At 62.4% G+C, this 25,456-nt stretch carries 21 protein-coding genes; 7 read left to right on the top strand and 14 right to left on the bottom strand.

What is annotated here, in order from left to right:
• Positions 1–59: 59 nt before the first annotated feature.
• Positions 60–1,259 (bottom strand): sodium/glutamate symporter, encoded by a 1,200-nt coding sequence (gltS, locus tag J9892_RS01775; RefSeq protein ID WP_041212483.1) that lies wholly within the window; start codon positions 1,257–1,259, stop codon positions 60–62.
• A 489-nt stretch (positions 1,260–1,748) separates the two neighbouring features.
• Here gltS and ansA point away from each other — a divergent pair, with 489 nt between their 5' ends.
• A complete protein-coding gene (gene ansA / locus J9892_RS01770) occupies positions 1,749–2,756 on the top strand; it encodes an asparaginase (RefSeq protein ID WP_010675424.1) in 1,008 nt (335 codons plus the stop codon).
• Between the two features lie 249 nt (positions 2,757–3,005).
• Here ansA and J9892_RS01765 read toward each other — a convergent pair whose 3' ends face one another.
• On the bottom strand, positions 3,006–3,299 hold the full coding sequence (locus J9892_RS01765) for a DUF1315 family protein (RefSeq protein ID WP_010675423.1): 294 nt from the start codon (positions 3,297–3,299) through the stop codon (positions 3,006–3,008).
• 83 nt (positions 3,300–3,382) lie between these two features.
• Positions 3,383–4,816, bottom strand: coding sequence for a glyceraldehyde-3-phosphate dehydrogenase (locus tag J9892_RS01760; protein WP_010675422.1), 1,434 nt, complete (start codon positions 4,814–4,816; stop codon positions 3,383–3,385).
• Between the two features lie 211 nt (positions 4,817–5,027).
• On the opposite strand from J9892_RS01760, the gene J9892_RS01755 reads away from it, so the two are divergent.
• Complete coding sequence (locus J9892_RS01755) at positions 5,028–5,831, top strand: DUF2989 domain-containing protein (protein ID WP_139738047.1); 804 nt, start codon at positions 5,028–5,030, stop codon at positions 5,829–5,831.
• Positions 5,828–6,385: an NUDIX domain-containing protein gene (locus J9892_RS01750; RefSeq protein ID WP_045525756.1), complete on the top strand. Its 558-nt coding sequence runs from the start codon at positions 5,828–5,830 to the stop codon at positions 6,383–6,385. Before J9892_RS01755 ends, J9892_RS01750 begins: the two co-directional genes overlap by 4 nt.
• A 62-nt stretch (positions 6,386–6,447) precedes the next feature.
• Here the strand turns inward: J9892_RS01750 and sppA are convergent, their stop codons facing one another.
• On the bottom strand, positions 6,448–8,292 hold the full coding sequence (sppA, locus tag J9892_RS01745) for a signal peptide peptidase SppA (protein ID WP_128272961.1): 1,845 nt from the start codon (positions 8,290–8,292) through the stop codon (positions 6,448–6,450).
• A 322-nt stretch (positions 8,293–8,614) separates the two neighbouring features.
• Here sppA and J9892_RS01740 point away from each other — a divergent pair, with 322 nt between their 5' ends.
• From J9892_RS01740 to J9892_RS24985, 3 genes are all read left to right on the top strand, one after another.
• The gene (locus J9892_RS01740) at positions 8,615–10,642 is read left to right on the top strand and encodes an NADPH-dependent 2,4-dienoyl-CoA reductase (RefSeq protein ID WP_182954867.1); all 2,028 of its coding nucleotides are present in this window, start codon (positions 8,615–8,617) and stop codon (positions 10,640–10,642) included.
• A gap of 107 nt (positions 10,643–10,749) precedes the next feature.
• Positions 10,750–11,298, top strand: a complete 549-nt coding sequence (locus J9892_RS01735; protein WP_104455425.1) for an NAD(P)H nitroreductase — start codon at positions 10,750–10,752, stop codon at positions 11,296–11,298.
• A 538-nt stretch (positions 11,299–11,836) separates the two neighbouring features.
• Complete coding sequence (locus tag J9892_RS24985; RefSeq protein WP_201873044.1) at positions 11,837–12,916, top strand: methyl-accepting chemotaxis protein; 1,080 nt, start codon at positions 11,837–11,839, stop codon at positions 12,914–12,916.
• A gap of 20 nt (positions 12,917–12,936) precedes the next feature.
• On the opposite strand, the gene J9892_RS01725 is transcribed toward J9892_RS24985, so the two are convergent.
• The 3 genes from J9892_RS01725 to J9892_RS01715 all read right to left on the bottom strand — a co-directional run bounded on the left by J9892_RS01725 (position 12,937) and on the right by J9892_RS01715 (position 16,341).
• Positions 12,937–13,485: a sugar O-acetyltransferase gene (locus J9892_RS01725; protein WP_201955646.1), complete on the bottom strand. Its 549-nt coding sequence runs from the start codon at positions 13,483–13,485 to the stop codon at positions 12,937–12,939.
• A gap of 428 nt (positions 13,486–13,913) precedes the next feature.
• On the bottom strand, positions 13,914–14,792 hold the full coding sequence (gene prmA, locus J9892_RS01720) for a 50S ribosomal protein L11 methyltransferase (RefSeq protein WP_010675412.1): 879 nt from the start codon (positions 14,790–14,792) through the stop codon (positions 13,914–13,916).
• 532 nt (positions 14,793–15,324) lie between these two features.
• Positions 15,325–16,341 (bottom strand): zinc-binding alcohol dehydrogenase family protein, encoded by a 1,017-nt coding sequence (locus J9892_RS01715; RefSeq protein WP_069784403.1) that lies wholly within the window; start codon positions 16,339–16,341, stop codon positions 15,325–15,327.
• A 100-nt stretch (positions 16,342–16,441) separates the two neighbouring features.
• Between J9892_RS01715 and J9892_RS01710 the strand changes: the two genes are divergently transcribed.
• Positions 16,442–17,314 (top strand): LysR family transcriptional regulator, encoded by an 873-nt coding sequence (locus J9892_RS01710; RefSeq protein WP_180344901.1) that lies wholly within the window; start codon positions 16,442–16,444, stop codon positions 17,312–17,314.
• Here the strand turns inward: J9892_RS01710 and J9892_RS01705 are convergent, their stop codons facing one another.
• From J9892_RS01705 to acs, 7 genes are all read right to left on the bottom strand, one after another.
• The gene (locus tag J9892_RS01705; RefSeq protein WP_114522747.1) at positions 17,315–18,739 is read right to left on the bottom strand and encodes a PTS transporter subunit EIIC; all 1,425 of its coding nucleotides are present in this window, start codon (positions 18,737–18,739) and stop codon (positions 17,315–17,317) included.
• A gap of 87 nt (positions 18,740–18,826) precedes the next feature.
• Positions 18,827–20,284, bottom strand: coding sequence for a sodium/pantothenate symporter (panF, locus tag J9892_RS01700; RefSeq protein WP_114522746.1), 1,458 nt, complete (start codon positions 20,282–20,284; stop codon positions 18,827–18,829).
• Entirely contained in the window at positions 20,274–20,522 is a 249-nt protein-coding gene (locus J9892_RS01695; RefSeq protein ID WP_039040309.1) for a YhdT family protein, read from the bottom strand. Before J9892_RS01695 ends, panF begins: the two co-directional genes overlap by 11 nt.
• Before the next feature lie 269 nt (positions 20,523–20,791).
• Positions 20,792–22,132 (bottom strand): acetyl-CoA carboxylase biotin carboxylase subunit, encoded by a 1,341-nt coding sequence (accC, locus tag J9892_RS01690; protein ID WP_010675406.1) that lies wholly within the window; start codon positions 22,130–22,132, stop codon positions 20,792–20,794.
• A gap of 15 nt (positions 22,133–22,147) precedes the next feature.
• Positions 22,148–22,609, bottom strand: coding sequence for an acetyl-CoA carboxylase biotin carboxyl carrier protein (gene accB / locus J9892_RS01685; RefSeq protein WP_010675405.1), 462 nt, complete (start codon positions 22,607–22,609; stop codon positions 22,148–22,150).
• 36 nt (positions 22,610–22,645) lie between these two features.
• On the bottom strand, positions 22,646–23,095 hold the full coding sequence (gene aroQ, locus J9892_RS01680; protein WP_039040307.1) for a type II 3-dehydroquinate dehydratase: 450 nt from the start codon (positions 23,093–23,095) through the stop codon (positions 22,646–22,648).
• Positions 23,096–23,378: 283 nt separating this feature from the next.
• Entirely contained in the window at positions 23,379–25,325 is a 1,947-nt protein-coding gene (gene acs / locus J9892_RS01675) for an acetate--CoA ligase (RefSeq protein WP_039040306.1), read from the bottom strand.
• Positions 25,326–25,456 lie beyond the last annotated feature (131 nt).

The raw sequence follows: 25,456 nt of genomic DNA, 5'->3' as shown, positions 1-25,456 counted from the left end.
CCAGCAAGCAAAGAGCCCACCGCAAGGTGGGCTCTGTCATACGGGGCCTGCGCCCGGGATCACAGGAAGGGCAGGGCCAGGAACAGCTTGATCACCACGGCGTTGATGATGTCGATGAAGAAGGCTCCGACCATGGGCACCACCAGGAAAGCCAGGTGGGAGGGGCCGAAGCGCTGGGTAATGGCCTGCATGTTGGCAATGGCCGTGGGGGTGGCGCCGAGGCCGAAGCCGCAGTGACCCGCCGCCAGCACGGCTGCATCATAGTTGCGCCCCATGACCCGGAAGGTGACGAAGATGGCGTAGAGCGCCATGGCCACCGTCTGAACGGCCAGCAGGATGAAGATGGGCAGGGCCAGGCTTGCCAGCTCCCACAACCTGAGGCTCATCAGCGCCATGGCGAGGAAGAGCGACAGACTGACGTTGCCGAGCAGGGAGACCTCGCGGTCGCTCACTTCGTGCCAGTTGAGCAGGGTGAGCAGGTTGCGCAGCAGCACGCCGACAAACAGCACGCAGACGAAGATCGGCAACTCGAAGACGCCGCCCTTGAGATAGAGGGCCAGCATTTCGCCCCCTTTCAGGCTGATGGCGATGAGTGCCAGGGTCTCGATCAGGCTGAAGGTGGTGAGCGGGCGCTCCATGTCCGGCATTTCGAAGCCCTGGGGGGCGCCGTCACGGTTGTGCTCCTCACCGGGCACCTGCACCTTCTTCACCAGATAACGGGCCACCGGGCCGCCGATGAGGCCCCCCAGCACCAGGCCGAAGGTGGCACAGGCTATCGCCAGCTCGGCGGCGGATTGCACGCCGTACTTCTCGGTGAAGATGGAGCCCCAGGCCGCCCCGGTGCCGTGGCCGCCGGAGAGGGTGATGGAGCCGGCCAGCAGCCCCATGTGGGGATCCAGCCCCAGCAGGGTGGCCAGACCCACCCCCAGGCTGTTCTGCACCAGCAGCAGGCCGGTGACCACCAGCAGGAAGGTGGCCACCGCCTTGCCGCCGCGCTTGAGGCTGCCCAGATCGGCGGAGAGGCCGATGGAGGCAAAGAAGGTCAGCATCAGGGCCGTCTGCAGGCTGGTATCAAATTGCAGTTCGATCTGCAGGGTGGAGCGCAGCACCAGCAGTACCAGGGCAACCACCAGGCCACCGGCCACGGGTTTGGGGATGTTGAAAGTGCGCAGGGGTCCTATCTTGTTGACCAGCAGGCGGCCAAGCAGCAGCACCAGGGTCGCGGCGACCAGGGTGGCGTAGGCATCAAGTTGTAGCATTCAGTGCTCCCATGTTGATCGGCTGTGTCTTTGGCGAGAAAGACTCACGGATCCAGCCGGGATGAAACAGAGTGGCGAACGCGCCAGTGACAGAGGGGCCGCAGCCCCGTCCCTCTGCAAAAGAGGGGGTCGACACGAGCCCGTGTTCGTCGGGCGTCCAGATGAGATTTGTGAAAAATCCGCCGGATACTAGCAAAAAACACCAAGTACATCCACATATGTCACATTAATGATTAAAACATGGTGTTAACATGGCATTTAAAACTGCCTCGCCGAGTGTGCTCCGGATCGCAACAATGCTGCTGCGGCTGTCATTTGCAGCGGCACTCTTTATAATTCGCCCGGTTCCGCCCCCACGGGAGGACACAGACCCTCAAGAGGTCTGCTGATGACCGATATTGAGCCCGCCCGCACCATCTGAAGGACGGGGGCTGTATCGGTTGAGCCCTGTTTGATTTGCCGGTTTCCAGTCCAGAGAGAGGAGAGGGTGTGAAGAAGTCCATCTACATTGCCTACACAGGCGGCACCATAGGGATGCAGCGTTCCGACCACGGTTATGTACCGATGGCGGGCTTCATGGAGGACTGTCTGGCACGGATGCCCGAGTTCCATCGACCGGAAATGCCCGATTACCATATCCACGAATATGCCCCCCTCATCGACTCTTCCGACATGACGCCGGCAGACTGGCAGCGCATCGCCGAGGACATCAAGGGCAACTACGACAAGTACGACGGTTTCGTCATTCTGCACGGCACCGACACCATGTCGTTCACCGCGTCTGCGCTCTCCTTCATGCTCGAAGATCTGCACAAGCCGGTCATCATCACCGGCTCCCAGATCCCCCTGGCCGAGCTGCGCTCGGACGGTCAGCAGAACCTGCTCAACGCCCTCTACATCGCGGCCAACTACCCGATCCACGAGGTGACGCTCTTCTTCAACAATCAGCTCTATCGCGGCAACCGCAGCAAGAAGGTGCATGCCGACGGCTTCCACGCCTTCGACTCGCCCAACTACCCGCCCCTGCTCAATGCCGGTATCGCCATCTCCCTGGAGGCAGGTGAGCTGGGCGTGCCGTGCGATCGCCCCCTGGTGCTGCACGACATCACCCCCCAGCCCATCGGGGTGGTGACCCTCTACCCGGGGATATCGGCTGAGGTGATAGCGAACATCCTGCAACAGCCGGTGCGTGCGCTGATCCTGCTCTCCTTCGGGGTGGGCAATGCGCCCCAGAACCCGGCCATGCTGGCGCTGCTCTCAGAGGCATCTGCCCGGGGCGTCATCATCGTCAACCTGAGCCAGTGCCTGCACGGCAAGGTCAACATGGGGGGCTATGCCACCGGCAACGCCCTCTCCCGTGCGGGAGTCATCTCGGGCTTTGACATGACAGCCGAGGCAGCGCTCACCAAGCTGCACTTCCTGCTGAGCCAGGATCTGCCGGCGCCGCGCATCCGTGAGCTGATGCAGCAGTCCCTGCGCGGGGAGTTGACCCCCTGACTTTCCCTCTCACCCTAACCCTCTCCCAGCGGTAGAGGGGATAGATCGAGGTGGCGAGGTTTGCCATGAAGATCGCCGGCAGGTGGCCCGCTGACTGCTCGCAGGTGCGTGCCAGCTCCCTTCTCCCCTGGTGGGAGAAGGGCCGGGGATGAGGGGATGAGTCATCCTGCATAGAGAGGAAAAAAGAGGGGAGCCATTATGGCTCCCCTCTTTCGTTTCGTTACCGCGATAGGTGACGTGCGGCCTGCCTCAGTGGCTAAGGTCGACCCGCACTATCTCTTCCTCATCGCGATACTGACGCTTGAGCTCGCTCTTGCTTTTCATCACGATCTCGCCGTCACGGCCGATGTTCATGTGCTCGGGGTTCTCAAGGTGCATCGCCTGCCAGGCCATCACGGCCTGCAGGGAGGTGGCCTTCTGCTCCTCGGTGAGGGGCTTGCCATCCGGCCATTTGCCGAGCTCGACCGCAGTCTTGAGTCGCTCGTACACCTCTTTGGGCATCTGCGCTATCGCTTGTTGAAACGTCACTTGCTGAGACGACATCCGGCCTCTCCTTGAAAATTGAGCCATGAACGCGGGGTCAGGCGGGCAGATCCTGTCGGACTATACCGGTAGATCCTGGCGGACTATACCGGTAGATCCTGGCGGACTACGCCAGCCATCTGCTCCATCACCCGTACTACCTGACAACTGTACCCGAACTCGTTGTCATACCACACGTAGAGCACGCAGTGATCCCCCTCGGCGATGGTGGCCTGGGAGTCGACGATGCCCGCAAAACGGGAGCCCACCATGTCGGAGGAGACCAACTCGGTGCTGGCGCTGAAGTCGATCTGGCGATGCAGGGCGGAGCTCAGTGCCATCTGCTGCAGATAGGCGTTGAGGCTCTCCCGATCGGTGGTCTGCTCCAGCGACAGGTTGATGATGGCAAGCGACACGTTGGGTGTGGGCACCCGGATGGCGTTGCCGGTCAACTTGCCCTTGAGCTCCGGCAGCGCCTTGGCCACCGCCTTGGCGGCACCGGTGCTGGTCATCACCATGTTGAGGGCTGCGCTGCGACCGCGGCGCTCCCCCTTGTGATAGTTGTCGATGAGGTTCTGATCGTTGGTATAGGAGTGGACCGTCTCCACGTGGCCGTGGCGGATGCCGTACTTGTCCTGCATCACCTTGAGCACCGGGGTGATGGCGTTGGTGGTGCAGGAGGCGGCGGAGACTATCTTGTCATCCGGGCCTATCACCTCGTGGTTGACCCCGAACACCACGTTCTTCATCTCCCCCTTGCCGGGGGCGGTCAGCAGCACCCGGGCGGCGCCGCGGGCCTTGAGGTGCTCGGACAGCCCCGCCTCGTCACGCCAGACGCCGGTGTTGTCGACGATCAGCGCATTGTCGATGCCGTAGGCGGTGTAGTCGATGTCGGCCGGGCTGTTGGCGTAGATCACCTGGATGAAGGTGCCGTTGGCGATGATGGCGCTGCGTTCTGCATCCACCTCGATGGAGCCGTTGAAGGGGCCGTGCACCGAATCGCGGCGCAGCAGACTGGCACGCTTCTCCAGATCCCCGTCGCGACCGCCGCGCACCACGATGGCGCGCAGGCGCAGGGAGTTGGCGGCGCCGGTGCGCTCGATGAGCAGACGGGCCAGCAGGCGGCCGATGCGGCCGAAGCCGTAGAGCACCACGTCGGTCGGGGCGGGCACGGCACTGCGGTTCAGGGCCGGTGCCAGCTTGGCACGCAGATAGTCCTCGATGCCGGCTTCATCCTGGTGATCCTGCCAGTAGCCCACGGCCAGTTTGCCGAGATCGACTTCGGCGGCGGTGGGGTTCAGGGCGACGATGGCGCGCAGGAGAGGGAAGCTTTGCTGGATGGGCAGCGGGGTGCCCTGGTGGCGGCGAACGACCCGGTGGGCCTTGAGGATATCGATGGTGGAGGCGTTTTGCAGCGGGCGTCCGTAGAGGGTGATCTCTATCCCTTGCTGTCGGTAGAGGCGACCTATCAAGGGTTGCATGGCTTCGGCGAGCTCCTGGCTCTCCTGCCACGCCTGCAAGTAGTGCTCGTGGGTCATTAACCAGATCCTTTTATTTCACGTTGTTGAAGCAAGTTGCCTGGGCAAATTGAAATTCGTCGAAGGCAGATCAGTGTAGGGCTGATGGTTTCGTTATATTATTCTGCAATCGCGGCCTTATACGGCGCGCGCATTGTAATGGATATGTAGCCTGTTTGCTAGTTGGCGGTGGCCGGTGCGGGTTGCGATTGTTATCAACCAGATGTGAACCATGACCCTATTCTCACAGCGTCCGTTACTGCTTTCCCTCGCTTGTTGCCTGACGTTGACGGCCTGCGACGACGACAGGATCCACAACATCTGCTCCCAATATCCCGCCCTGTGCGCGGACCTGGTGGACGACGGCTGGTGTCGCTATGAGCGCAGCGACGTCATTCGCGGTCGTTACTATCTCCAGGAAGAGGGGACGGACAGGCGCAAGTACGATCTGATGCGCGGCCTGGAGCGTTATCTGCAGTGCGCCGAGCACTCCACCAACATCGAGTACAAGCGGGCCAGGGAGCAGAAGAGCCCCAGAGTGGAAGGGATGCTGGCCGCCGGCCGTCAACTGGAACAGCTGGATGCGCAAACCCGGAACTCCCGGGATCCCTACCTGCTGCTCTGGCACTGGACCAACAACACCAGCCCCGAGGCTCGCGCCAGCTTCCTCGCGCAGGAGGGGACGCCGAGCCTCGAGGAGCCCGAGCTGCAACTGGCGCTCGGCGGCATCTATGCCAAGAGCGAGCCCGAAAAGGCCATCAGGCTGATGCACCATGCGCTCTCCCTCTATCGGGAGGGGGACAAGGTCAACAGCCGGATCCTCACCGCCCTCAGCACCCTCTACATGGGGCAGAAGCGATTTGATCAGGCCTATCTGTGGGGCAAGGTGAGCGAGTCATTCCAGGAGAGCCCCGAGGTCTCCGCCACCCGGCTCGGCATTTACCATGCCATCGGCAAGGAGGAGCAGGAGACGCTGGACGACCAGGCGGCCACCATCGTCGATGCACTCAGGCAGGGGAGCTACCGCACACCATGAATCCGACCCTGTCAGAAGCCCGGGAATGGGCCCATCCCTTCGATATCCGTCTAGTGCACGGCCAGATCCGCGGCGAGGACAGGGTGCTTGAACGGGCCACGGTGAGGGCCGTGGTGATGCGTGGTGATCGACTGCTGCTGGTGCACTCCAGCGTCAACGGGGATCTCATGTTCCCTGGGGGCGGCATCGAGCACGGGGAGGCGCACGATGCGGCCCTGGCCCGGGAGTTGCGGGAAGAGTGTGGCGCCGAGCTGGTGGCCGTGGGCCCCCTGCTGGGAGAGACCCGGGAGTATCGTGCCGCGCGCGAGCCGGATTACGATGCCTACTGCATCCGATCGTCCTATTACCTCTGCCGGGTCGGGGAGGACTGGAGTGCACCGCGCCCCCAGCCCTACGAGATCCGCCTCGGCTTCACGCCGGGCTGGTTCCCCCTGGCCGAGGCCCTGCAGACCAACAAGACCCAGCTGGCGGGTCCCTGTCCCCAGTGGACGGCGCGAGAGACCCGGGTGCTGGCAGAGTTGCACCGCTGGCAAGCGTCCGGCTTGCTGACCTGACAAGGCCGCTTGCCCCATAAAAAAACCGCCTGTCGGCGGTTTTTTTATGGCTGTCCCCGGCGTCAGGGGAGACAGACCGGGCAGAAGGCGTAGGTGCCCTGGGGATCGTTGAAGCGGGTCAGCGGGTCCAGAGTGCGGTTCATCTCCAGCAGCGCCTTGCCAAGCCCGGCGGGCAGCCAGCTTTGCAGGTGCGGGGCCAGCGCCTGGGCGCTGCTGTCAAACAGCTCGCGCAGGAACTTGTCCCTGGCAGACTCTTCCGGTGCGATGGGGGTGACCTGCCAGCTCTTGAGGTTGGCGAGATCGGCGGCCGCCTTGAGGGCGTCATCCAGATTGCCGAACTCGTCCACCAGCCCCAGTGCCTTGGCATCCTGCCCGGTCCAGACCCGGCCTTCGGCGGCTTTTTCCGCCTCTTCCAGGCTAAGGCCCCGGCCCTTGCCCACCAGGCCGACAAAGCGCTGATAGGTGTCTTCCACGCTCAGTTGAATGGCTTCACCCACGTGATCCGGCAGGGCACGGGTCAGCCCGACCCCCACGAAGTCGGTGGTGCCGACGCCGTCGGTGTGTACCCCGTACTGGGAGAGCGCCTTGTCGATGGTGGCGAACATGCCGAACACCCCGATGGAGCCGGTGAGGGTGGTGGGGGAGGCGAAGATCTTGTCCGCATCGGCGGAGATCCAGTAGCCACCGGAGGCGGCGTAGCTGCCCATGGAGATGACCACCGGCTTGCCTGCCTGTTTCAGGGCCAGCAATTCGGCGCGGATCTGCTCGGCCGCAAAGGCGCTGCCGCCGGGGCTGTCCACTCGCAGCACCACGGCTTTCACCTGATCGTCACGGCGGGCCTCGGCCAGCAGATCGGCAAGGCTGTCGCCGCCGATGGTGCCGGCAGGCTGGACGCCATCCATGATGGCGCCGCTGGCGGTGATGAGGCCAACCTCATCCTTGCCGCTCTGGGGGTACTGTTCCGGGATGGCGGCCAGATACTCTTTCAGGCCCACGCCCTTCCAGCCGTGATCATCGGCCTCGCCCACTTCCTTGATCACCGCCTGGGTCATCTCGTCGCGGGTGGCGAGCTGATCCACCAGACCGTTGTCGAGGGCGTAGCTGGCCGCATTGCCGCCGGCCTTGCGCAGCAGTTCGAGGAAGTGATCCTTGTTCGGTGCGACGGCATCCGGCTCGATCTCCCGCTGCTCCGCCACGTCGGCCACATAGGATTGCCACAGCTGATCCAGCCAGCGCTGGTTCGCCTCCTTGCTCTCGGGGGACATCTCGTCCCGGGTGTAGGGCTCGACGAAGGACTTGTAGGTGCCGACCTTGAAGACGTGCGGGGTGATATTGAGCTTCTCCAGTGCCGACTTGAAGTAGGTCTGGTAGACACCCAGCCCCTCGATCAGCACGGCACCACTCTGGTTGAGCAGCACGTGGTCTGCGTGGGCGGCGAGCAGATAGGCCCCCTGGCTGTAGTAGTCCGCCATGGCGATGACCGGCTTGCCGCTCTCCTTGAAGGCGTCGATGGCGGCCGTCACCTCCTGCAGTTTGGAGAGGCTGGCCCCTTGCAGACCCTGGGGCTTGATCACCAGCGCCTTGATGCGATCGTCATTCCCCGCGCTCTTGATGGCCCACAGCAGATCGGAGAGGACGATTTCGCTTGGCTGCTCGTCCCCCTTGTCCATTTGCCTGAGCAGTTGCACCGTGGGATCGGTCTGGGTGCGCTGTTCTACCAGCACACCGGAGAGATTGAGGGTGAGCGCCCCCTCGATGGGGGTGCTTGGGGTCTCGCTCTGGCTGACGCTGAAGACAATGACCAGCACGACGAGAAGAAACAGCAGGTTGACCAGCATCAAGCGGGTAAAGTTGAGCAGGCGCCAGAGGCTGCGAAAGAGCCATCCCAGACCTTTGAAAATAGACATAGCTGCGTTGTCGCCCTGTTAATGGGTTGAGAGCAGCCATTATTAACCAGTTGCGCAGCCAATTGCCATTTCCCCTTGAGTCGACTGCCTCCCCGCCACTTCGGAACACGGTTGTTCGCTGAAAAAATGTCCAAACATTTGTTTGAAAAAGAGTTTTCGATTCTTTACTCTAGCTTCAGTTTGATAACAAAAAATTAACTGAAAGGCCCGATGAGCCGGCCCCATCTCCACCCACCCCCTTCTTTTTACTGCCCGTCACCCGAGGCAGCCAGGAAGGCTGGAGCATGACCCCGTGCACATCGACCTCGACAAGGAGTGCATCATGAGCCGTTATCCCACGCTGCTGACCCCCCTCGATCTGGGTTTTACCCAGTTGCGCAACCGCGTACTGATGGGGTCCATGCACACCGGCCTCGAGGAGGAAAAGGGGGGCTTTGACAAGCTGGCCGCCTTCTATGGCGAGCGGGCCCGTGGCGGGGTCGGTCTCATCGTGACCGGCGGTATCGCCCCCAATTTGCGGGGGCGGCTGGTGCCCCACGGCTCCCAGCTGAGCTTTCCCTGGCAGGTAGCCAAACACCGCAAGGTGACCGAGGCAGTGCACCGGGAAGGGGGCAAGATAGCGCTGCAGATCCTTCATGCGGGCCGCTACGCCTACCATCCGTTCAGCCTGGCGCCGAGCGCCCTCAAGGCTCCCATCTCCCCGTTCAAGCCGCGGGCCATGAGCGAGCGGCAGATCCGCGGCACCATTCGCGACTTCGCCGCCACTGCGGCGCTGGCCAAGGCGGCCGGTTATGACGGGGTCGAGGTGATGGGGTCGGAAGGCTATCTCATCAACCAGTTCATCTGCGAACGTACCAACAAGCGCACCGATGGCTGGGGCGGCAGCAGTGAAAACCGCATGCGCTTCCCGGTGGAGATTGTCCGCGCCATGCGGGAGCGGGTGGGCACGGATTTCATCATCATCTTCCGCCTCTCCATGCTGGATCTGGTGGAGCAGGGCTCCTCCCTTGAGGAAGTGATCGCCCTTGGCCGGGCACTGGAGCAGGTGGGGGTCACCCTCATCAACACCGGTATCGGCTGGCACGAGGCGCGCATTCCCACCATCGCCACCAGCGTGCCGCGCGGTGCCTTCAGCTGGGTGACCGCCGAGCTGAAAAAGCACCTCAAGGTGCCCCTCATCACCACCAACCGCATCAACACCCCCGAGGTGGCGGAGCGCATCCTGGCGGGGGGGGAGGCGGACATGGTCTCCATGGCGCGCCCCTTCCTGGCGGACCCCGAGTTCGTCATCAAGGCGGCTGAAGACAGGGCGGACGAGATCAACACCTGCATCGCCTGCAACCAGGCCTGCCTCGACCACGTGTTCAAGCAAAAGCGTGCCTCCTGCCTGGTCAACCCCCGCGCCTGTTTCGAGACCGAGTTGACGTTTGGCCGGGTGCCCCAGCCCAAGAAGCTGGCGGTGGTGGGGGCGGGTCCTGCCGGGCTGGCGTTTGCCTGCTACGCCGCCGAGCGGGGCCATCAGGTAAGCCTGTTCGATCAGGCGAGCGAAATCGGCGGCCAGTTCAACTTTGCCAAGCAGATCCCGGGCAAGGAGGAGTTTCACGAAACCCTGCGCTACTTCGCCAAACGGCTTGAGAAGTGCGGCGTCGAGCTCTATCTGGGCCAGCGCCAGAGTGCCGAGAGCCTGCTGGGCGGCGGTTTTGACGAGGTGATCCTCGCCACCGGCATCCGCCCGCGCACTCCCAACATTCCGGGTATCGAGCACCCCAAGGTGTTGAGCTACCTCGATGTCTTGCGTGATCACAAGCCGGTGGGCGAGAAGGTGGCGGTGATCGGCGCCGGTGGTATCGGCTTCGATGTGGCCGAATACCTGGTGGAGAAGAGAGGATCGCCGGATGCCGCAAGCCATCGCGATCACTGGCTCAAGGAGTGGGGCATCGACAAGCAACTGGGTGAGCGCGGCGGCCTGACTACCCCCGAAATCGATGCCCCCGAGCGCCAGATCTGGTTGCTCCAGCGCAAGGAGAGCAAGGTGGGCGACGGCCTTGGCAAGACCACCGGCTGGATCCATCGCACCGTGCTCAAGAATCGCAAGGTGCAGATGCTCTCCGGCGTCCAGTACCTGCGTATCGACGATGCCGGGCTTCACATCCAGGTGGGCGACCAGCAGCAGTGCCTGCCGGTGGATCAGGTGATCATCTGTGCCGGACAGGAGCCCCTCAAGGAGTTGCAGGCCGGTCTGCAGGCTGCTGGCAAGCCGGTGCACATCATCGGCGGTGCCGACGTGGCCGCCGAGCTGGATGCCAAACGCGCCATCCGTCAAGGGGCGGAGCTGGCTGCCGTCATCTAGCCTCCCGGCCCTTTCGTATCCTGACAAACCCCTGAACCTCAGGGGTTTTCTTCATCTGGTGCTGTGCTAAGGTAGCGCCATCATCGCCTTTGACAAGGAACTGCCCCATGGATGCCCTCCATCTGTTACTCAATCGCCACTCCTGTGGTCGTCTGGCCGAGCCTGCCCCGAGTGGCGAAGTGCTCGACAATATCCTCAAGGCCGGGCTGCGGGCGCCGGATCACGGCACTCTGACCCCCTGGCAGTTCATCCTGTTTGAAGGGGAGGGGCGTGAGCGTCTGGGGACATTGCTGGCCGATGCCGCCCATGCCCGTGGCGAGGATGCGGACAGTGTCGAGAAGTGCCGCGTCGCGCCACTGCGTGCTCCCCTGGTGATCGCGGTGGCGACCCGTTATCAGGCGCACCCCAAGGTACCGAAACTGGAGCAGGAGCTCTCTGCCGGTTGCGCCCTGATGGCGATGCAGATGGCGGCCCAGGCCCAGGGCTTCAACGGCATCTGGCGCTCCGGCTGGTTCATCTTCGACGAGCAGATCCATGGTGCACTGGGGCTGGCACCGGAGGATCAACTGGTGGGCTTCCTCTACCTTGGCACCCCCATGCTGGAGGCCCGCAAGCTGCGCGAGTTGCCCATTCAGGACTTCGTGCGCAACTTCTGAAGCGCAGAACGCCAAAAGCCCTGATTATTCAGGGCTTTTTTGTTTTCTGACAAAGCCGTCAGGCTGTACTGATAAATGCGCACTTGCCAAGAGGGTAGAAGGGGGTTGGCCGGACATTTTTTGAATTGTGAGAGATTCTTCTCACTCCTGGTTTATTACGCTATGTAAAACGTTTGCGCCACGTTATTATCCCACTGCCAGTTTAGAAGGTGACCCCTTCTAATTTTCTGCGATGAGAGTCGCAATTCCGTAGCACCTTTTTAGAGCCCAACGTCTTGATGACATTGGGCTTCATTTTTTGTAGGGCTGGCACGTCAGTGTTCTTTCTCCTCCGCCTCTTCTCTACCTCACCCTGTCTCTTTGTGGCGATCTTTTGCACAGCCATTGATGTGGCCTCGATTGGAATCAGGATCAGGGTCAAATATCCTGCATTTGCAGGTGAAATCCGGCCCGGGATCCGCCAGCATCGGCAGAGACAAGAGAGCCAGAGGCTTCCCTTTGACGTCGACTGTCCGCACCTTTGCCATCCGGAGGCCATATGTGGTTCAACCGCAAGCTTGAAAAAGAGAATCAACAGCTCAGGGAGGCGATGCTTCTCAAAGAGCAGCAGCACCAGAGCGAGCTGGCCGAATTGCGCGCCACCATCGGTGAATACGAGCACATGCAGCGCACCAGCCGGGAGCGTGGCGATCTCTTCAATCAGGTGATCTCCTGCCAGAACCAGGGAGGTGAGATGCTGCAGAGCGTGCGGGAAGCACTGGCCGGCAGTGCCGAGCACCTGATGGCGGAAAAGGGCGCGCTCTGCGAGCTGGATCAGCTCTTTGCCCAGACCCGGGGCGCCATCACCCGTCTCTCCGATCGCGCCCATGCCATCACGGATGAGGCGGCTCGCAGCCTCGCAGCCGTCCATCAGCTCGATGCCAGCACATCCGCCATCAACCAGTTCGTGACCGCCATCCAGGGCATTTCGGATCAGACCAACCTGCTGGCACTCAATGCGGCCATCGAGGCGGCCAGGGCCGGTGAAGCTGGTCGAGGATTCGCCGTGGTCGCCGATGAGGTGCGTCAGCTGGCGAGCAAGGCTCATGAAGCCAGCAGCCAGATAGAGGTGCTGGTCAGACAGATAGTGGCCCAGGCGCAGGAGATCAAGTCCATCATCGATGACAACCAGGCCAGTGCCGCCGAGGTGGCGATCTCCTCCTCCCAGATCGATGTGGTGGTGACCCAGGTACTGGCACAATCAGACCGGATGCAGCAGGTGATCCACAGTGCAGCCTCCACCTCCTTCCTCAATACCACCAAGCTGGATCACGCCGTCTGGAAAAACACCATCTATCGGCTCATCGATCAGCAGCATTTTCACGAGCCGGTGAGCGACCACGCTCAGTGCAGGCTGGGCAAATGGTATTTCGAGGGGCAGGGCGCCGAGCTCTTCGCCCACAAGCCGGGCTTTCGTGAACTGGACGGGCCCCACAAACGGGTCCACGAGAGCGGCAAGGCCGCCCTGCACGCGCGCGAGCAGGGGGATATCAAAAGCATGGTCGAGCAGCTCAAGACCATGGAAAACGCCAGCATGCAGGTGGTGCACTGCATCGACCGCTTGCTGGAAAGCGCCTGAGCGAGCCTCGGGCCTTCCGCTCAACCTTTGACTGGCAGCAGCCGTGCCGGGTTGCCTGCCACCCTGGCACCGGCCGGTACATCTCTGGTCACGACCGAGCCCGCACCCACGACGGCTTCCCGCCCTATGGTGACGCCGGGCAGCAGGATGGCGCCGCCGCCTATCCAGACCCTGTCTTCGATGGTGACCGGCAGTGCCGTCTCAACCCCCTGAATGCGCTCATCGGCGTCCAGCGCATGGGCGGCGGTGTAGATCTGCACGTTCGGCCCTATCATCACCTCGGCGCCGATGCGAATGGGGGCATTGTCCAGCAGGGTGGCCCCCATGTTGATGTAGCTGCCCTTGCCAAGGTGGATGTGGCTGCCATAGGTGCAGTAGAGGGGCGGGCAGATGAAGGCACCCTGTGCCAGGTCGCCGACGATCTGCTGCAGCAGCGCCAGCTGTTCATCCTCCTCGTCGCTGCGATTGAAGCGGCGGTAGCGGCGAGCCGTCTCCCGGCGCAACAGATCCAGCTCTGGTGCCATGCAGTTGTAAGGCTGGCTGGCGATCATCTTCTCGTATTCGGTCATGACTGGGCCTCGATGGGGTGGAGGAAGAGAGGATAAGCCATCGGGGGGCAGAGAAGCGTGAGGCTCTCCCCAGAGTGGGCAGAAGGAGAACGGGCGTCCGGAAACGACAAGGGCACCCTGGGGTGCCCTTGCCGTTCAACGACCTAAGTGTTGCCGCTGTGGCCTGTTGCTTGTCAGCCGAGTGTGCGGCTGATGGGTTGGCAGCCACCGTGGCTTGTTGCTTATCAGCCGAGTGTACGGCTGATGGGTTGGCAACTGCCGTGGCTTGTTGCTTATCAGCCGAGTTTGCGGCCGATGGGTTGGCAACTGCCGTGGCTTGTTGCTTATCAGCTGAGTGTGCGGCCGATGGGTTGGCAGCCACCGTGGCTTGTTGTTTATCAGCCGAGTGTGCGGCTGATGGGTTGGCAGCCACCGTGGCTTGTTGTTTATCAGCCGAGTTTGCGGCCGGAGAGGCGGCACCACTCTTCCTTCACCGCAGTCGGGTCCATTTCGAACCACTGGCCATAGATGGTCTCCAGCTCTGGCGCCTGGCTTTCCAGCACGCCGGAGAGGGCCATCAGGCTGCCCGCCTTGCCGTGACCGGCGATAAGCGGCGCCAGCTCCCGCAGCGGGCCGGCCAGGATGTTGGCGACCACCACGTCCGCTTCGACGTCTTGCGGCTGATCCGCCGGCAGGTAGAGTTCAATCTGGTCGGCTACGCCATTTCGCTCGGCGTTGTCACGGCTGGCCTGGATGGCCTGCGGATCGATATCGATGCCGATGACCCGGGCGGCCCCCAGTTTCAGGGCGGCGATGCCGAGGATGCCGGAGCCGCAACCAAAGTCCACCACGGTTTTGCCGGCCAGATCCAGCCCGTCCAGCCACTGCAGGCAGAGTGCCGTGGTGGGGTGGGTACCGGTGCCGAAGGCCAGGCCCGGGTCCAGCATGACGTTGACCGCATCGGGGTTCGGCACGTCGCGCCAGCTCGGGCAGATCCAGAGCCGCTCGCCGAACTGCATGGGGTGGAAGTGATCCATCCACTCGCGCACCCAGTCCTTGTCTTCCAGCTGTTCGACCTTGTAGCCCACGTCTTCGCCGAAGATCTGCTGGAAGAAGGCGATGGTGGGAGCCGGATCGGTTTCGGCATCGAACAGCCCCATCACTTCGGTCTCGCCCCAGAGTGGGGTTTCACCGGGCATGGGCTCATAGACGGGCACATCCTTGGCATCCATAAAGGTCACCGCCTGGGCCCCACGCCCCAGCAGCATGTTGCTCACCTTGTCTGCGGTCTTGGCAGTGGCGTTGATTCGAATTTGTATCCAGGGCATGGCGTCGGCTCTTCATAAATGTGAAACCGCGGGATTCTATCATCATGGGCCCGTGCTGTCGTGGTTTGACCATGGCCTCATGGGGAAGGGAGGTAACTCTGCCAAGTTGGCACGGTTAATGTATTCCTTCATGGGTGACGGGAAGCAACTTGTTCCCGCTGAATGCTTTGCTCTATGAAGTTCCGTCATCTTTTTTCAGCCACCTTCGGGTGGCTTTTTTTATGCCGGTGCGCTGAAAAGCGGTTAATTGGGAGGGAAAAGCAGAGATTGGCACGCTATCTGCAAAGTTACAGATGTCCTGCATAAGGATATGTGTGTGATTGTTACCCCAACGTTCAGGTTTTTAGGGCCATCCCGACGGGATGGCCTCTTTTTTTATGGTTTTTTCGGGGGAGATGCCCCGTCAGGGACAAAGGTTACCTGCGGGGCTGTGCACTCTTGGGGCTTGTCACTGGTGATTTCACCCCATGATGGTGCATTTATTTACCTACAAGGGAATAGTCAGGACGACGATACCCGCTCTGGCGGCGCCTCAGCGATGGAAACCGCTCATGTCGATCACCAGCTTGCCCACCATGCGACCCGCTTCCAGCTCGGCATGAGCCCGGGCCAGGGTGAGGGGTGTCAGTTCGGGCACCACCTTGCTGAGGGTGGTCTTGAGCACCCCTTCATCGATCAGGGCCGCGACCCGGCCGAGCAGGTTGTGCTGCTCTATCATGTCCGGGGTCTGGAACAGGGAGCGGGTAAACATGAACTCCTGGCTGAAGGTGACGCTCTTTGGTTTGAGCAGACCCAGATCCCAGGGTTCACTGGACTCGGCGATGGTGCAGATGTGACCAAACGGACGGATGAGGCTGGCCATGGTGTTCCAGTGCTGCTCGGTGGCGTTGGTGCAGAAGATGGCATCCACCTCGCTGATGCCGAGCGCCTTGAGCTCCGCCTGCAGATGGTGATGGCTCACCACCTGGTGGGCCCCCATGTCCAGGCACCATTCCCGGGTTTCGGGGCGCGATGCGGTGGCGATCACCTCCATGCCGGTAAGCTGGCGGGCCAGCTGGATGGCGATGGAACCGACTCCGCCGGCACCCCCGATGATCAGCAGTCGCCCGGTGCTTTCGCGGGTAAGGCTCATGCGCTCGAACAGGGTTTCCCAGGCGGTGATGGCGGTGAGCGGCAGGGCGGCGGCTTCCAGATCGGTCAGGGTGACTGGGGCGATAGCGGCGATGCGCTCGTCCACCAGTTGCAAGGCGCTGTTGCTGCCCGGGCGGCTGATGTCGCCGGCATACCAGACCCTGTCACCGGCCTTGAACAGGGTGACGTCGCTACCGACGGCGATCACCTCGCCCACGGCGTCCCAGCCCAGCACGCGGGGGCTGCTTTCGACCTTGTCCTTGGGGGCGCGTACCTTGGTGTCGACCGGATTGATGGAGGTGGCGTTGACCCGTACCAGCAGATCCCGCGGGCCCGGTGTCGGATCGGGCAGATCGCTCTCGATGAAGCAGTGGGGGTGGTTGCTTGGCAGATAGTGAGTCAGGGCGATGGCTTTCATGGCTTTTCCTTTCAAATAGCAGTGTTCGGGATTGCCACTCACTCTAGTCTGGATAATTATCAAGATTAAGATGGGTAATTGGTAAAGACTGTTTGAATATATGAACAATGTCGAACTGGAGTTGATGGGGCTGTTCGCCACCGTGGTAGAGCAGGGGAGCTTCACCGGGGCGGCCGAGGTGCTCGGCATGCCCAAGTCCTCGGTGAGCCAGAAGATCTCGCGCCTCGAATCCCGGCTCGGGGTGAGGTTGCTGCAACGCACCACCCGCAGGCTCAGCCTGACGCCCCAGGGGGAGGTCTATGTGACCCATTGTCAGGAGCTGCTGGCACTGGCGCGCAGTGCCAACCTGGCGATGGCGCGGTTGCGCGCGGCTCCTGGAGGGCGGGTGCGGATCACTGCTCCCGAAGCCACGGGAACCTTGCTGCTTGGCCGGATACTGGCCGAATTTCGCGCCCTCTACCCCGAGGTGGTGCTGGAGCTGACCCTTTGCGATGAACAGCTTGATCTGGTGGGGGAAGGTTACGATCTGGCGCTGCGGGCGGCGCCGCTGAAAGATTCCAGCCTCATCTGCCGGCGCATCGGCCAGGTGGCGCGCCATCTGGTGGCATCTCCCGGTTACCTGGCGGCCAACGGGACGCCGCTCCAGCTCTCAGAGCTGGCCGGACACGCCTGCCTGGTACATGGCTCCTTGCCGGTGTGGCCATTGCAGGAGGGGGGCTGGCGCCCTCGCGGGGCCTGCCAGAGCAACAGCCTGCTGGCGCTGCGGGAGCTGGCACTCCATGACGGGGGGATTGCCCTGCTGCCGGCCCATGTCTGCGGCGACGATCTGGCGGCGGGGCGACTGCTCAAGGTGCTGCCGGATCTCCTGGTTCCGGTGAACCCCTTCTATCTCATCTACCCGAGCCGGGAACACCTGGCCCCCGCCCTTCGCAGCCTGATGGACTTCGTGGCCGAACGTCTTCCCTTCGCCTGATCACTGGTGCTGGCCAAGGGGAGCCTGAGCCGGTTCGAGACCGAGCGGGACCGACTGGCGTTCCGCCAGCATGCGGATCTGCCCTTCGATGAGGCCGGCATGGGGGCCGAGCACCAGCACCAGCTGATGTTCGTTGAGCACGACCCAGGAGAGGCAGCCCAGTCTGGCCAGGCAGGATTGATCCACCAGGGCCATGTCGCGAACCCGCAGGCTGAGGCGGGTCAGGCAGACGCTCATGGCCTGCAAGTTGTCCATGCCCCCCAGCATCTTGAGGTACTGGATAGCCAGCATCTGGGGATCGGTGGGGGCCACGGTCGCGAGCCGGGAGAGATCCTCGGCGATGGGCTTGCCCGGCAGACTGAGGGGGGCGTGTTCCAGCAGCCGGGAGAAGAGCAGGGCATAGACGACGAAGAAGAGGATGCCCAAGGGGATGAGCCAGAAGCTGTGCAGACCGGCGTGGTAGCTCAGCACCAGATCCAGCAATCCGGCGGAAAAGTAGCTGCCCACCTGGATGTCGAGCCCGCTGCAGATGGCCAGCGACAGCCCGGTCAGCAGGGCATGGGCCAGAAACAGCCAGGGTGCGGTGAAGGCAAACAGGAACTCGATGGGCTCCGTGATGCCCACCAGTGCCGAGGTGAGCGCCAGGGTGAGCAGCAACCCTCCCTGGGGCAGTTGCTGCATCCGCTGGCGATGGATCCAGATGGCAAAACAGGCACCGGGCAGGCCGAACATGATGACCGGATAGAGCCCGGCCACATAGCCTTCATGAAGCGGCTGGGCGGTCGAGAGGGCTTGCAGATTGCTCTCCCCGAGCCCGATGAGGCTGCCCAGCACCTGGTGCAGGCCGAGGGGGATCAGCAGTCGGTTCAGCACGCCGTAGCAGAAGGCGCCAAAGGGCGTGGTGAGCAGATCGGAGGCGAGCAGGGTGAGCCCCTGTTCCAGCAGCGGCCAGAGGATGGAGAGGGGGAGCACCAGCAGCAGGCAGGCCAGCGCCGAGAGCAACATGCCCGGCAGATCTTCCTGCAGGGGGCGCAACCAGCCCGGCAGCCGCAGAGTGCGGGCCCGGGAGCAGACCATGGCGGTGACGAGCCCGGCCAGCAGGCCGCAGATCATGTCCGCATGCAGCCCGGGCACCAGGGTGCCCAGCGCCGAGCTCAGCAGCAGGAAGTTGACCGCACCGGCGAGCGCCTGGGCTCCTTGCCCCTGGCGACTCAACCCGAAGGCGATGGCCACCGCATAGATGAGCGGCATCTGGCTGAAGAGGGCGCGACCGGCGAGGGAGAGCACGGCGAGATCCAGCACGTCCGGTTGGCCGAGCCGGTGGAGCAGGGCGGCCAGGGGCAGGATGGAGACGGGCAGCAACAGGGCATAGCCGAGGCGCTGCAGGGACTGGGTCAGGATCTTTCTGGCGTTCTGGACTGGCATGGGGGCACGGTATTTGTGACGTGGCGCACATTTTACCCGTGAGCCCCCATTTGGGAATAGGCGAGCCTTCCTTTATTGATCCTTTTCTTAATTTTGATCAAACAATCGACGGACACGCTGATCCGGGGCAGGAGTGAGCAGGCTGACCAGGACAAAGGCCGCCAGGCCAAGGGCCAGGCTCGGGACGATGGCGTGCAGACCGGCCAGCTTGATCCCCCACTGGCTCAAGGTGCCGTAACAGAGGATGCCGCAGACCATGCTGGCCAGGGCTCCCGGGCCGTTGGCCCTGGACCAGTAGAGGCCGAGCACCAGGGGCCAGAGGAAGACCGCCTGCAGGCCGCCGAAGGCGAGCAGGTTGAGCCAGATGATCATCTCGGGGGGCTGGAGCGCCGCCAGCAGTACCAGGGTACCCAGGATCAGGGTGCAGAGCAGGGAGAGGCGCGGCACCCGGACCTCCGGCTTCTCCTGCCTGGGGTTGAGGTAATTGAAGTAGAGATCTTTCACCAGGGTGGCGGAGGCCTGGATCAGCTGGGAGTCGATGGTGGACATGATGGCCGCCATGGGGGCGGCCAGGAAGACCCCGGCCAGCCAGGGGGGGAGCACCTCCATCATCAGGGAGGGCATGATCTTGTCCGGGCTGTCCATGCCGGGCAGGATGGCGCGGCCCAGCGCCCCGGCCAGGTGCATGCCGAACATCAGCAGGGCGCAGACGATGGTGCCGATGAGGATGCCCCGGTGCAGCGCCTTGCTGTCCCGGTAGCCAAAGCAGCGCAGCGCCGAGTGGGGCAAGCCCACCACCCCGATGCAGACCAGCACCCAGAAGCTCAGCATGAAGGGTTGGGTCAGCATGTCGCCGGCCCCCTGGGGGCTCACCAGCTTGGGATCTATCTCCTTGAGCTGGTGGACAAGATTCGGCAACCCGTCACCGGCGATGAGGATGCCCGCCAGCAGGGCGCCAGTGCCGATGAGCATGACGATGCCCTGCAGGGCATCCGTCATCACCACGGCGCGAAAGCCGCCGATCACCGTGTAGAGCAGCACGCAACTGGCAAACAGGAAGAGCCCCTGCTGATAGCTGAGGCCGGTCGCCGTTTCCAGCAGGCGGGCGCCGCCGATGAACTGCACCACCATGGTGGCGATGAAGGCGAGGATGATGGTGACCGAGCCCAGCACGACCACCGCCCTGCTCTGGTAGCGGGCCCACAGCATGTCGTTGATGGTCACCGCGTTGACCCGGCGGGCGATGATGGCGAACTTCTTGCCAAGCACCCCCAGCGTGAGCCAGACGGTGGGCAGCTGGATCATCGCCAGTAGCACCCAGCCGAGGCCGACCTTGTAGGCGGCACCCGGCCCGCCGATGAAGGACGATGCAGAGGTATAAGTGGCCACCAGGGTCATGGCGAGCACCAGCCCCCCCATGCTGCGGTTGCCGATGAAGTACTCTTGCATGAAGTTGCCGCCGGTCCGGTGGCGACTGGCCCAGAAACCGACCCCCAGTACCAGCACAAGATAGATGCAGAGCGGCAGCATCAGCTCAAGATTCATGGGGTGGTACCTCGCTATCCAGGGGAATATCGACGAACAGGCGATCCACCATGAGGGCGCAGAGGCCGATGAACAGCAGCGGCATCAGGATGCAACTGAGCAGGAACCAGAGAGGCAGGTCCCACAGCTCGAGATCCTCGGGGATGAAATAAGCCGAGCCATACCAGGCGACAAAGTAGAGCAGGGTCAGCAGCAGGCAGAAGGCTGCTTCCCGACGGGCGAGTGCGAAACGGTTCACTGTGGCCTCCGACGAGTGAGCGGGGCGCAAGAATAACAAAAAAGGGCCATGTCGCCATGGCCCTTTTTTACGTTGGCGATCCGGATGGATCGCGCAATATCCCGATGAAAGGGGTCTTTGCAGACCCGACTTCTTGTGCTGGGAGTGGCTGCTCATGCGGCCACCATTGCTCAATGGGTCGGGCCTCAAGCCATTACAGACCCGACTTCTTGTGCAGGTGGTGGCTGTTCTGTGCTGCCATCGTGCTCAATGGGTCGGGCCTCAAGCCATTACAGACCCAACTTCTTGTGCAGGTAGTGGATGTTAGTGCCACCGTGCTGGAAGTTTTCGTCCTTCATGATCTCTTTTTGCAGGGCGATGTTGGTCTTGATCCCTTCCACCACCAGCTCGTCGAGGGAGTGACGCATGCGGGCGATGGCCACGTCGCGGTTCTCCCCGTAGCAGATCAGCTTGCCGATCATGGAGTCGTAGTAGGGGGGGACCTTGTAACCCGCATAGATGTGGGATTCCCAGCGCACGCCCAGGCCGCCCGGCGCGTGGAAGCGCTGGATGAGACCGGGAGAGGGCAGGAAGGTGGCCGGATCTTCGGCATTGATCCGGCACTCGATGGCGTGGCCACGAATGCGGATGTCTTGCTGGGTGATCGACAGGGGCTGACCGGCGGCAATGCGCAGCTGCTCCTTGATGAGGTCGACGCCGGTGACCATCTCGGTGACCGGATGCTCCACCTGGATACGGGTGTTCATCTCGATGAAATAGAACTCACCGTTCTCGTACAGGAACTCGAAGGTACCCGCACCGCGGTAGCCGATCTCGAGACAGGCGCGCACACAGCGCTCACCGATGAACTTGCGCATCTCGTCGGTGATGCCGGGGGCCGGCGCCTCTTCCACGACCTTCTGGTGACGGCGCTGCATGGAGCAGTCCCGCTCACCCAGATAGAGAGCGGTACCCTGACCGTCAGCCAGCACCTGGATCTCGATGTGGCGCGGGTTCTCCAGGTACTTCTCCATGTAGACCATGTCGTTCTTGAAGAACTGGCCCGCTTCGGATTTGGTCAGCGCGATGGCGGAGGCCAGTTCGGCCTCGTTGCGCACCACGCGCATGCCGCGACCACCACCGCCACCGGCGGCCTTGATGATCACCGGATACCCGATCCGCTTGGCGATGGCGGCGTTGCGCTTGGCATCGTTGTCCACCGGGCCGTCGGAGCCGGGTACGCAGGGCACGCCCGCCTTCTTCATCGCCTCGATGGCGGAGACCTTGTCACCCATCAGGCGAATGGTCTCGGCGCGCGGGCCGATGAAGATGAAGCCGGATTTCTCGACCACTTCGGCGAAGTCGGCATTCTCGGAGAGGAAGCCGTAGCCCGGGTGGATGGCGACGGCACCGGTCACCTCGGCGGCGGCGATGATGGCCGGCACATTGAGGTAGGACTCACCGCTGGCAGGTTTGCCGATGCAGATGGTTTCGTCCGCCAGGAGCACATGCTTGAGCTCCCGATCGGCAGTGGAGTGAACGGCCACTGTCTTGATCCCGAGCTCTTTGCAGGCGCGCAGGATCCGCAGGGCAATTTCACCGCGGTTGGCGATGACTACTTTGTCCAACATGGGTGGCATTTTCCCTTATTCGATGATGAACAGCGGCTCGTCAAACTCGACGGCCTGACCATTTTCAACCAGGATCGCTTTGATCACGCCGGCCTTGTCAGACTCGATTTGGTTCATCATTTTCATGGCTTCGACGATGCACAGGGTGTCGCCGACATTGACGTGCTGACCGACTTCCACGAACGGCTTGGCTTCCGGGCTGGAGGAGCGGTAGAAGGAGCCCACCATGGGGGAGCGCATCAGATGACCGCTCGGGGCGGCATCGGCAGCAGGTGCAGCGGCTGCTGCCGGAGCAGCGGCAACCGGTGCGGCAACCTGAGCTGCGGCCTGGGGCATGATCATCTGCGGGGCAACGCTAACCTGGCCGGAGAAATTACGGCTGATGCGAACGGACTCTTCCCCTTCGGAGATTTCCAGCTCGGCGATGCCGGACTCTTCAACCAGTTCAATCAGCTTCTTGATTTTGCGGATATCCATTAGCATTCTCTTTCTTCTTTATCTGATCAGTGATTATCAAGCCGCGCGCAACTGATGCACGGCCGCGGTTAAAGCGAATTGGTAACCATCGGCACCCAACCCGCAGATCACCCCCTTGGCGACATCAGACAGATAGGAGTGATGACGGAAGGGCTCCCTGGCATGAACGTTTGACAGGTGAACCTCGATAAAGGGGATGGCCACACCCAGCAGGGCATCGCGCAGGGCAACGCTGGTATGGGTGAAGGCGGCGGGATTGATGATGATGAAATCCACCTGGCCCATGGCCTGATGGATGCGGCCGATCAGCTCGTGCTCGGCATTGGATTGCAGATGTTCCAGGGTGACACCGAGTTCGCTGGCGCTGCGCGTCAGATCGGCGACGATCTCATCGAGCGTCTTGCTGCCGTAGATTCCCGGTTCCCGCTTGCCCAGCAGATTCAGATTGGGGCCGTTAAGCAGGAGGATTCGGTGATGTTGCGACATATTGAGTACATCCTCGATGATTATGCTGCTATCTATCAGCTATCTTTGGACTACCAAAAATCTAGCCAATTTTTGCACAAATCGGTGTGCCCTGACACACAGATTTCGCAATTATATTGATTTCGTGAAAATTAGCAGCATTTTACTGGTCTAATCTCTACATCTGGCTGTTTATTGGCCTGGTTTGCCCGCAAGCCCTGCCTGCCACCGAACTCTGCCCTGTCCGGATCCCGAAGACAACAAAGCCGGCACGTGGCCGGCTCTGTTGACGTGGGGAAGAGACTCACGCCGCTTCCGACTTCTCGCGGATCAGCTTGTCCACGACCCCCGGATCCGCCAGGGTGGAGATATCCCCCAGGCTGTCGGTTTCGCCGGTGGCGATCTTGCGCAAGATACGCCGCATGATCTTGCCGGATCGGGTCTTGGGCAGCCCCTCGGCCCAGTGGATCACGTCCGGGGTCGCGATGGCGCCAATCTCCTTGCGCACCCACTCCTTCACTTCCTTGTGCAGCTCGCGGCTCGGCTCTTCCCCGGCGATCAGGGTGACATAGGCGTAGATGCCCTGTCCCTTGATCTCGTGGGGAACGCCCACCACCGCCGCTTCGGCGATTTTCGGATGGGCCACCAGAGCGGACTCGATTTCGGCGGTACCCATGCGGTGGCCGGAGACGTTGAGTACATCATCCACCCGGCCGGTGATCCAGTAGTAGCCGTCCTCGTCGCGACGGGCACCGTCGCCGGTGAAGTAGCGACCCGGGAAGGTGGAGAAGTAGGTCTGCTCGAAGCGCTCGTGATCGCCGAACACGGTACGCATCTGGCCGGGCCAGGAGTCGGTGATCACCAGGTTGCCCTCGGTGGCGCCTTCCAGCGGCTCACCCAGGTTGTCCACCAGAGCAGGCTGTACTCCGAAGAAGGGACGAGTGGCCGAGCCGGGCTTGAGCGCGGTGACGCCGGGCAGCGGAGTGATGAGGATGCCGCCGGTCTCGGTCTGCCACCAGGTGTCGACGATGGGGCAGCGCTCGTCGCCGATGGTGCGGTAGTACCACTCCCAGGCTTCCGGGTTGATGGGTTCACCCACCGACCCCATGATGCGCAGGCTGGTGCGGGAAGTGCCTTCGACAGCCTCCTTGCCCTTGGCCATCAGTGCGCGAATGGCGGTGGGGGCGGTATAGAGGATGGTGACCTGGTGTTTGTCCACCACCTGACTCATGCGGTTGGTGGCCGGGTAATTGGGCACCCCTTCGAACATGACGGTGGTGGCGCCGTTGGCCAGTGGCCCGTAGACCAGATAGGAGTGACCGGTGACCCAGCCCACGTCGGCGGTACACCAGTAGATGTCCTCTTCGTGGTAGTCGAACACGTATTTGAAGGTGAGGGCGGCATAGACCAGATAGCCGCCCGTGGTGTGCAGCACACCCTTGGGCTTGCCGGTGGAGCCGGAGGTGTAGAGCACGAACAGGGGATCTTCGGCGCCCATGGCTTCGGGCGGACAATCCGGGCTGGCGGCGTTGACCGCATCATGCCACCAGATGTCTCTGTGCTCGTGCCAGGCCACGTTGCCACCGGTGCGCTTGAGGACGATCACCTTGCTGACCTTGGTATCCGGGTGGGTAAGGGCCTCATCCACGTTCTTCTTGAGGGGGATGGGGCGACCGCCTCGCAACCCCTCATCGGCGGTGATGACGACGGAGGCGCCGGAGTCGATGATGCGGCCCGAGAGCGCCTCCGGCGAGAAGCCGCCGAAGACGATGCTGTGCACGGCCCCGATGCGGGTACAGGCCAGCATGGCGATGGCCGCCTCCGGCACCATGGGCATATAAAGGCAGACCATGTGGCCACGCTTGACCCCCTGGGCTTTGAGCACGTTGGCAAACTTGCACACTTCGGCGTGCAGTTCGCGATAGGTGATCTTGCGATCTTCAGCCGGGTTGTCCCCTTCCCAGATGATGGCGACCTTGTCGCCGCGCTCGCTCAGATGGCGATCCAGGCAGTTGGCCGAGACGTTGAGCAGGCCATCCTCATACCACTTGATGGAGACGTGGCCCGGATCGTAGGAGGTGTTCTTGACGCGGGTGTAGGGGGTCATCCAGTCGAGGATCTTGCCCTGCTCCCCCCAGAAGGCGTCCGGATCCTGCACCGACGCCTGATACATGGCTTCATAACCTTCCTTGTCCAGCAGGGCGCCGTTGCCGATGTGGGCCTTGACCGGGTAGACCTTGCTCTCGCTCATCTCTCACTCCTGTGAATACATTTTCTTAATGATTGAGTAACAACTTATACCTTTGGTTCCCGAGGGCAATTAGACTTTTGGATAGCGACGAAGATAGCGGGCGGGAAGCCATGATGATGAAGCAGAAGGGA

It is taken from the genome of Aeromonas sp. Prich7-2, assembly GCF_017939255.1.
Classification (GTDB): Bacteria; Pseudomonadota; Gammaproteobacteria; order Enterobacterales; family Aeromonadaceae; genus Aeromonas; species Aeromonas caviae.
Note: the sequence above shows the minus strand (reverse complement) of the source record. Positions and strands in the feature narration are given on the sequence as shown.